General features: G+C 73.1%; 5 protein-coding genes. 3 read left to right on the top strand and 2 right to left on the bottom strand.

Annotation, left to right across the window (positions count from 1 at the left end):
* Positions 1-121: 121 nt before the first annotated feature.
* The gene (locus tag ACWCXH_RS13435; protein ID WP_449801555.1) at positions 122-2,452 is read right to left on the bottom strand and encodes a heavy metal translocating P-type ATPase; all 2,331 of its coding nucleotides are present in this window, start codon (positions 2,450-2,452) and stop codon (positions 122-124) included.
* Between the two features lie 217 nt (positions 2,453-2,669).
* On the opposite strand from ACWCXH_RS13435, the gene ACWCXH_RS13430 reads away from it, so the two are divergent.
* From ACWCXH_RS13430 to ACWCXH_RS13420, 3 genes are all read left to right on the top strand, one after another.
* On the top strand, positions 2,670-2,924 hold the full coding sequence (locus ACWCXH_RS13430; RefSeq protein WP_449801554.1) for a hypothetical protein: 255 nt from the start codon (positions 2,670-2,672) through the stop codon (positions 2,922-2,924).
* Positions 2,888-4,222 carry a nicotinate phosphoribosyltransferase gene (locus tag ACWCXH_RS13425; RefSeq protein WP_449801553.1) on the top strand — a complete coding sequence of 445 codons (1,335 nt, stop codon included), beginning with the start codon at positions 2,888-2,890 and terminating at the stop codon, positions 4,220-4,222. The genes ACWCXH_RS13430 and ACWCXH_RS13425 overlap by 37 nt, the downstream gene beginning before the upstream one ends.
* A 299-nt stretch (positions 4,223-4,521) precedes the next feature.
* On the top strand, positions 4,522-5,400 hold the full coding sequence (locus tag ACWCXH_RS13420) for a universal stress protein (protein WP_449801552.1): 879 nt from the start codon (positions 4,522-4,524) through the stop codon (positions 5,398-5,400).
* A 434-nt stretch (positions 5,401-5,834) separates the two neighbouring features.
* Here the strand turns inward: ACWCXH_RS13420 and ACWCXH_RS13415 are convergent, their stop codons facing one another.
* Positions 5,835-7,235, bottom strand: coding sequence for a flavin monoamine oxidase family protein (locus tag ACWCXH_RS13415; RefSeq protein ID WP_449801551.1), 1,401 nt, complete (start codon positions 7,233-7,235; stop codon positions 5,835-5,837).
* Between the last annotated feature and the right edge of the window lie 225 nt (positions 7,236-7,460).

The following is a 7,460-nucleotide window of genomic DNA, read 5'->3' as shown; positions in this document are numbered from 1 at the left end:
CGTTGGCGAGGTAGCCGTGGACGGTGAGGTTCTCGACCACCGAGCCGGGCCCGGTGACGGTCACGCCGTTGACCAGCTTCAGGCCGCCGTCGACTCGACCGCCCCCGACCCCACCGTTCGGTCAGTGTGCGAGGGAGAAGTAGTTCTCCTCCTCCTGGGCGAAGTGCAGGCGCAGCACGCTGTGGAGGCCGTAGAGGCAGGCCCGCAGGTCGTCGAGCTGTTCGTCGCGCAGGCGGCCGTGATTGGCGTCGGCGAGTTGCAGGTGGGTGGCGACCCGACGGGCGAGGCGGTGGATCTCGGTGTGGGCACGGCTCATGGTGGCGGTGGCTTCCGGCCCGCCGAGGGCGGGGGCGAGGGCCGGGTAGAGCTGGTGTTCCTCGGCCAGTTCGTGCGGCAGGAGCTGTTCGGTGAGGAGCCGGTTGACGTGGCGGACGGCGTGCAGGGCCTGCGGGCCGGTGGTGTCGGTGAGCTGGTCGGCGGCTTCGCGGACGGCTTCGATGACCTCGCGCAGGTCGTCGTGTTCGGCGGCGAAGTGCCGGATGAGCTGTTCGGTGGCCGGTTCGATGGTGGGCAGGGCGGTCCGGTCGAGCCGTAGGGCACGCAGGGCGTTGAGGATGACGGCGACGTCGATGGCTTCCTGGAGCAGGGCACCGACGGCGGGCGGGAGCAGGCCGTACGCGGCGGCGACCATGGCGGCGAGGGAGAGCAGCATGCCGCCGAGGGCGCTCTGGACGGCGATGCGCCGGGCGCGGACGGCGATGGTCGCGGCGTCGGCGAGGCGGTCGACGCGGTCGGTGGTGAGGACGATGTCGGCGGCCTCGGAGGAGGCGCTGGAGCCGCGGGCGCCCATGGCGACGCCGACGTCCGCGGCGGCGAGGGCGGGGGCGTCGTTGACGCCGTCGCCGACCATGACGGTGACGGCGCGCTCGCGTTCGGCGCGGACGGCGGCGACCTTGTCGGCGGGGGTCTGCCGGGCCCGTACGTCGTCGAGGCCGAGGACGGCGGCGATCTCGCGGGCCGGCTCGGGGCGGTCGCCGGTGAGCATGAGCAGGCGGGTGATGCCGGCTTCGCGCAGACGGCGCAGGGTGCGGGGGGCGTCGTGGCGGAGCGGGTCGCGCAGCAGGATCGTTCCGGTGGGCGTGTCGTCGGCGGACAGCCAGGCGGTGGCGGCGCCGTCCAGGGTGGCGCGGTTGTCGGCGGCCTTGGCCCACGCGGGCAGCGGTGAGCCGTCGTATCTGCCGACGCTCACCACCGTGCCGTCGACGTGGCCGCTGGCTCCGCGGCCGGGCGTCTCGGTGATGTCGTGCGCAGGCAGGAGGGTCAGGCCGCGGGCGTGGGCTTCGCCGGTGATGGCCCGGGCGAGGACGTGTGGGGAGTACTGGTCGACGGAGGCGGCCAGTGTGAGGACTTCGGTCACGCTGTGGCCGGGGGCGGCGGCGATGTCGATGACGCGGGGGCGGCCGGTGGTGAGGGTGCCGGTCTTGTCCAGGACGAGGGTGCGGGCGCGGCCGAGGGTTTCCAGGGCGGCGCCGTCGCGGATGACGACGCCTTGGCGGGCGGCGCGGGACAGGCCGGAGACGATCGCGACCGGTGCGGCGAGCAGCAGCGGGCAGGGGGTGGCGACGACCAGCACGGCCACCGCCCGCACCGCCGATCCGCTGAGCAGCCAGGCCAGGCCGGCCACGGCGAGGGAGAGCGGCAGGAACCAGGCGGCGTACCGGTCGGCGAGCCGGATCACCGGGGCGCTCTCGGCACCGGCCTGCTGGGCGAGGCGCACGATCTCCGCGTAGGTGCTGTCGGCTTCGGTGGCCGTCGCGTGGAGGTCGAAGGCGCTGCCCGCGTTGACGCCGCCGCTGCGGACCGTCTCCCCCGCCGCCCGCTCGATGTGCGCCGACTCCCCGGTCAGGACGGACTCGTCCAGGACGGCGGTTCCGCTCTCGATCCGGCCGTCGACCGGGACGACCTCGCCGGGCCCGACCACCAGGAGGTCACCGACCCGTACCTCCGAGAGGGGGACGGTGCGGACCTGGTCGACGATGCGGCGGCGGGCCGAGCGCGGGGCGTGTTCGAGCAGGTGGCGCAGATCGTGCGAGGCGCGGCGTTCGGCGGCGGCGTCCAGCCAGCGGCCGGTGGCGAGCATGAAGGCGATCAGGGCTCCGGCCAGGTACTCGCCAGTGGCGAGGGTGCCGGCCAGGGCGAGGACAGCGATCAGGTCGACCCCGGCCCGGCCCCGGCGCAGGGCGCTGATCACCCAGACGAGAGAGGGGATGATCGCCACCGCGGTTCCGGCGGCCCAGCACGCATCGGCGAGCGTCCCGGCGCCGGCGAGCCAGGCGATCCCGCCGACGGCCAGCGCCGCGCCGGTGACGGCGAGCAGGGCCGGTTCCAGCCAGGCGCGCGAGCCGTGGGCCGTGCGCCGCGCCGCCTGCCTGTCGGCATGCAGCTCGGTCATGTCGGACCTCCGATCCTCCAGTCCCACCGAACCCCACGGGCTGGTTCGGCCACCAGGGGCCATCGGGCCGATCGGCTGGGCTGGGCGGGCCCTGATCGCACACCGGACAGCTGTGGGTGGAGTCGGGGCTGTTCGGCCCAAGCGGCCGGCGCCGGCGTGTGGGCACGATGGCGGTGACCGCCGAACCGGCCGGCCAGCGACCAGGGAGCGGGGCGAGATGACTACGGCGACGGACAGCGGGCGCTCGGACGCGACGATCATCGCGGTCACGGCGCGCGGCGAGGAGGCCGACCGCGTCCTCGCCCTGGACGAGGGCGCCGAGATCACCCTGCGAACGGTGACCATGCCGATCCCGTCCCAGCCCATGCCGACCAGCAGATCATCACCTCGCCGGGTCGGCAGCAGCCCGGCTCCGCGAGCAAGGGATCTGACGCCATGTCGAACGCCCAGGTCACCGACCTGTACGAGGTGACGATGGCCCTCTCCTACCTGCGGGAGGACATGACAGCACCCGCCACGTTCAGCCTCTTCGTCCGAAAGCCCCCGCCCGAACGCGGCTTCCTGGTCGCGGCGGGCCTGGAACCGGCCCTCGACCACCTCACCGAACTCCGGGTGGACGAGACCGACGTGACCGCGTTCGCCGAAGCGCTGCGCCGCCCGTATACCGAGCTGGAACCCCTGCTGGATCTGCGTTTCACCGGCGAGGTGCGGGCCGTGCCGGAGGGGCGGATCGTGCTGCCCGGGGAGCCGCTGCTGGAGGTCACCGCGCCGCTGCCGGAGGCGCAGTTCGTGGAGTCGTACCTGCTCAACCAGGTGTGCCACCAGAGCACCGTGGCATCGAAGGCCGCGCGCTGCGTGCTGGCGGCGGACGGGCGGCCGGTGGTGGACTTCTCGCTGCGGCGCACCCACGGCGTCCCGGCGGGCGCCCAGGCGGCGCGGCTGGGCGCGATGGTCGGCTTCGCCGGGACGAGCAACGTGGCGGCGGCCCATGCGTATGGGCTTCACGCGGTCGGCACGATGGCACACTCGTACGTCGAGGCGTTCGGCGACGAGGCGGCTGCCTTCCGCGCGTTCGCCCGCGCCCACCCGGGGCCGGTGACCTTCCTGGTCGACACCTACGACACCGCGGGCGGGGTCGCCGTCGCCGCCGGGGTGCTGCGGGAGCTGGGGCTCCAGGAGGGCTGCGCCGTGCGCCTCGACAGTGGGGACCTGGGTGCGCTGGCGGTCACCGCACGGCGGATCCTGGATGCCGCCGGACTGCACGGCGTGCGGATCACGGCCAGCGGCGGGCTCGACGAGTACGGGATCGAACGGCTGGTGCGGGACGGCGCGCCGATCGACGCCTTCGCGGTCGGGACCCTTGTCGGGGTGTCGGCGGACGCGCCGTACCTGGACGCCGCTTACAAGCTGGTCGCGTACGACGGGCGGCCGATGATGAAGCTGTCGACGGGGAAGGTCACCGCGCCGGGCGCCAAGCAGGTGCACCGCGGCCCGGGGCTCACCGACACGATCGCGCTCTCGGACGAGCCGGACCCGCCGGGGACAACGCCTCTGCTGCGGACGGTCATGACGGACGGCAAGCGGACGAACCCGCCGGGCACACTCTCCGAGGCACGGGCCGCCTTCGAGACCGATCTCGCCCGAGTCCCGCCCGCCGCACGCCGGATCCGCTCCCCGCAGATGCCCGCCGCCGCCGTTTCCGAGCGGCTGGCCCACCTGACCGCCGACGTCCGCCGACGGATCGAGGAGCGGATGCGCGCCACTCAGTAGGGCAACCGACGGCCGGAGGACGTCCGCAGGTCAAGCGGAGGGGTTCGGGGGGGGGCGGGTCGGCCGGGTGACGACCTTGAAACGGACCGTCGTGGCCACCTCCTCATTCGGCCTGCGCTCCACTCTGCCGCCCTCGGCGGTCCGCCCCCCAGGGCCCCGAGGACCGACCCGAGCTGCCGGTCCGGGGTGTCACAGGTGGGGCCGCCAGGCTCACGGCCCTGGGCCGGTCGGCCCTCGTGCCGGGCGCCGGGCCTGCCTAGCGTGGGAGCAAGGTCCGGTCGCCCGTCCGAGGAGGAGCCATGACACGCGTGAGTTCGGACGGCCCGCGCCGCCCCGTCGTCCTCGGCGTCGACGCACTCGACACCGGCCGGATGACCGCCGCCTGGGCCGCCGACGAGGCCGACCGCCGCGGACTGCCGCTGCGGCTGGTGCACGCCATCCCGTCCTTGTTCCACGAGTTCCACGTCTTCGACGAGGGCCGCTACCGCAAGGCCCTGCGCCAGCGCGCCGACCAGGCGCTCGACCGGGCCGCCCGCACGGCCCGCGAACGGCACCCCGGCTTGGAGGTCGTCACGGCCGTCGACGAGGACCTCCCGGCCCTGGTGCTGTACCGGGAGTCCGTCCACGCCGAGCTGATCGTCCTGGGCTCCCGTCGGCTGGGGCGGACGGAAGAGCTGCTGAGCGCCTACTCGGTGACCATCCCCGTGAGCGCCCAGTCCCCCTGCCCGGTCGTGGTCGTCCGCGACCCCGAGCACGTCACCCAGGACCCGCCCTACGTCGTGGTCGGCGTGGACGGCAGCCCGTCCTCGCAGGCCGCCATCGACTTCGCCTTCGACCTCGCCGCCGAACGCCGTGCCGCCCTGCGCGCCATCTGGGTGTGGCAGCGCCCGCCGATCGGCAACCTCGACGAGGCCACCACCGAACAGACCCTGCGCCGGTTGCTCGTCGAGTCCACCGCCGGACGGCACGAGCACCACCCCGACGTGACCGTCACCCACGAACTGGTGCACGGCCACCCGGTCGAGACGCTGGGCGCCGCCTCCGAACACGCCCTCGCCGTGGTCGTCGGCCGCCGCGGGCAGGGCGGATTCACCGGCATGCGGCTCGGCTCCGTCCCCTACGGCCTCCTGCACCGTGCGAACTGCCCGATCGCGATCGTGCCCACTCCCGAGCACTGAAGCTCCAGGCCTGGCCCTGGCCGACGCGGGACGTGGTCGGAGCACCCTGCCCAGCTGTCGGCCGTCGCAATCGCATTCGGCACCCCCCTGCTGAACCTGATCGACGAAGACGGCCGCCGGATGCCCGGTGATCAGCTCGGGCGACACGTCGAGACCGGGCACGTTCTCCTTCACCATGGTCTCGGCCTCGGCCACGAGGTCGGCGCCGCGGTCAGGTCGCCGACGGCCCGGCGCATCGCCTGGCTGCCGGTCCGCTGCGGCCCGCGTATGCGCGCTCTCCGGGGCCAGTGCCGGGGGTACGCACCGGCGGGGGCTACCGTCCCGCGGGCGTCGGGGGCGCCCGGCGGGGTCCTGGTGGACGAACCCCGGTCGTGTTCCCTGCCGCCCACACGACGGGGGGGACAATCCGGGGATTCGTCACGCGGCTGGCGGTGTCAGCCGGCGATCTCCTTGGCCGCGCGCAGGCCCGACCGGTAGGCGCCGTGGACGGTGGAGTAGTCCTTGCGGTCCGTCGCCTCGCCGGCGAAGTGCACCCGGCCGTCCACGGCGGCCGCGAGCTGGTTGCGCATGTCGGACGTGGCGCCGAGCTTGGTGAACGAGTACGAGCCCTGTGCGTACGGATCCGAGGCCCAGCGGGTGATCTGGTAGTCCGTCGGCTGGGGGATGTTGCCGCCGTAGATGGTCTTCAGGGTGCTCATGGCGCTGTCGACGATCTGGGCATCGCTCCAGCCCTCGATGGTGCGGCCGAAGTCGGCGGCGTTGAAGCCGAGCAGCACCGGCTGGCCGGTGGGGCGGGCGACGTTGATCCACTGCGCCCACTGTCCGTACCTACCCAGGTCGGGCACGTACTCCAGCCAGTCGGTGTCCGCCCAGAACACCTTGGGGAAGCGCAGGTAGCACTTGTTGAGGACACCCGTGCCGAGCTTGCCGATCGCAGTGGTCTTGTCCTGGGGCAGGCCGGGGCCGAACTTGACCGATCCGCTCTGCAGGACGCCCAGCGGCAGCGTGACCACGACGTGGTCGGCCTGGACAGTGCCCTTGTCGGTGGTGACCGTCACGCCGGCGGAGGTCCAGTCGATCTGCTGGACGACCTGTCCGGTCTGCACCGCCAAGCCCTTGGCCAGGTAGTCGGTGATCTGGTGGTAGCCGCCCGGGAACAGGACGTCCTTGCCCTTGATCTTGGCGTCGTCGTCGAAGTACAGGGCCGACATCTGGTCGACGCTGCCCGAGTACTCGTGCTCGTAGTCGTTCAGCGCGTAGGAGACCAGTGCCTTGTCGCTGTCCGACAGCTTCGACCAGCCCAGCGCGTTCTGGACGACGCTGCGGATCGAGGCATCGTCGTCGTCCTTCTTCTGGAAGGACGACAGCGCGTCGGCAGTGGCCTTCCGCCAGCGATCGAGCGCCTGGGCCTGGGCGCCCTCGATCTCCTGGCCGCTCGCGAGGTAGTCGGTGGCGCTTTCGAGGTCGGTCACCGCGGTCTTCGCACCGGCCTTCTTGGCCAGATCGGTGATCGGGTTGCCGTCGATGCCGTGGATCCACGACGCGCCGAGATCGAGCGGTGTGCCGGACCACTTCTCGCTGGTCCAGATCCGCCCGCCGATGCGGTCGCGCGCTTCGAGCACCGACACGTCGTGCCCCTTGTCGGCCAGGTAGCGGGCGGCGCCCAGGCCGCTGATCCCCGCGCCGACGACGATCACCTTCTTGCGCCTGGACGGGCCCGGTGTCCCGTTCTCCTCCCCGTTGTCCCCGTTGTCATCGCAGGCGGACAGGGAGGCGAGAACGGCGAGGCTGGGCAGGCCCAGGCCAACGCTCCGCAGGAAGTGTCGGCGTTGCATCGTCATGGCTGTTGACCGATCTGCTTTCTGACACGGGCCAATACGAGGGTGTCGCCGAACGCTCCGTTGCGTTCGTCGGGCCGCCTGTGGGCGGGGAAGCCGCGCAGGCTTCAAACGAGCACCCCGTCTTACCGGGGGAGGCCTCCGCGCCGTGGGGGGGTGTCGGCTCGCCGGCCCGTCGGCGTACGCCGAGTGGGACGCCGACCAGCAGCAACCCGCCCCGCC

Source organism: Kitasatospora sp. NPDC001660 (assembly GCF_053596725.1).
The sequence above is the reverse complement of the archived record's forward strand: the minus strand, read 5'-3'. Positions and strand labels throughout refer to the sequence as shown.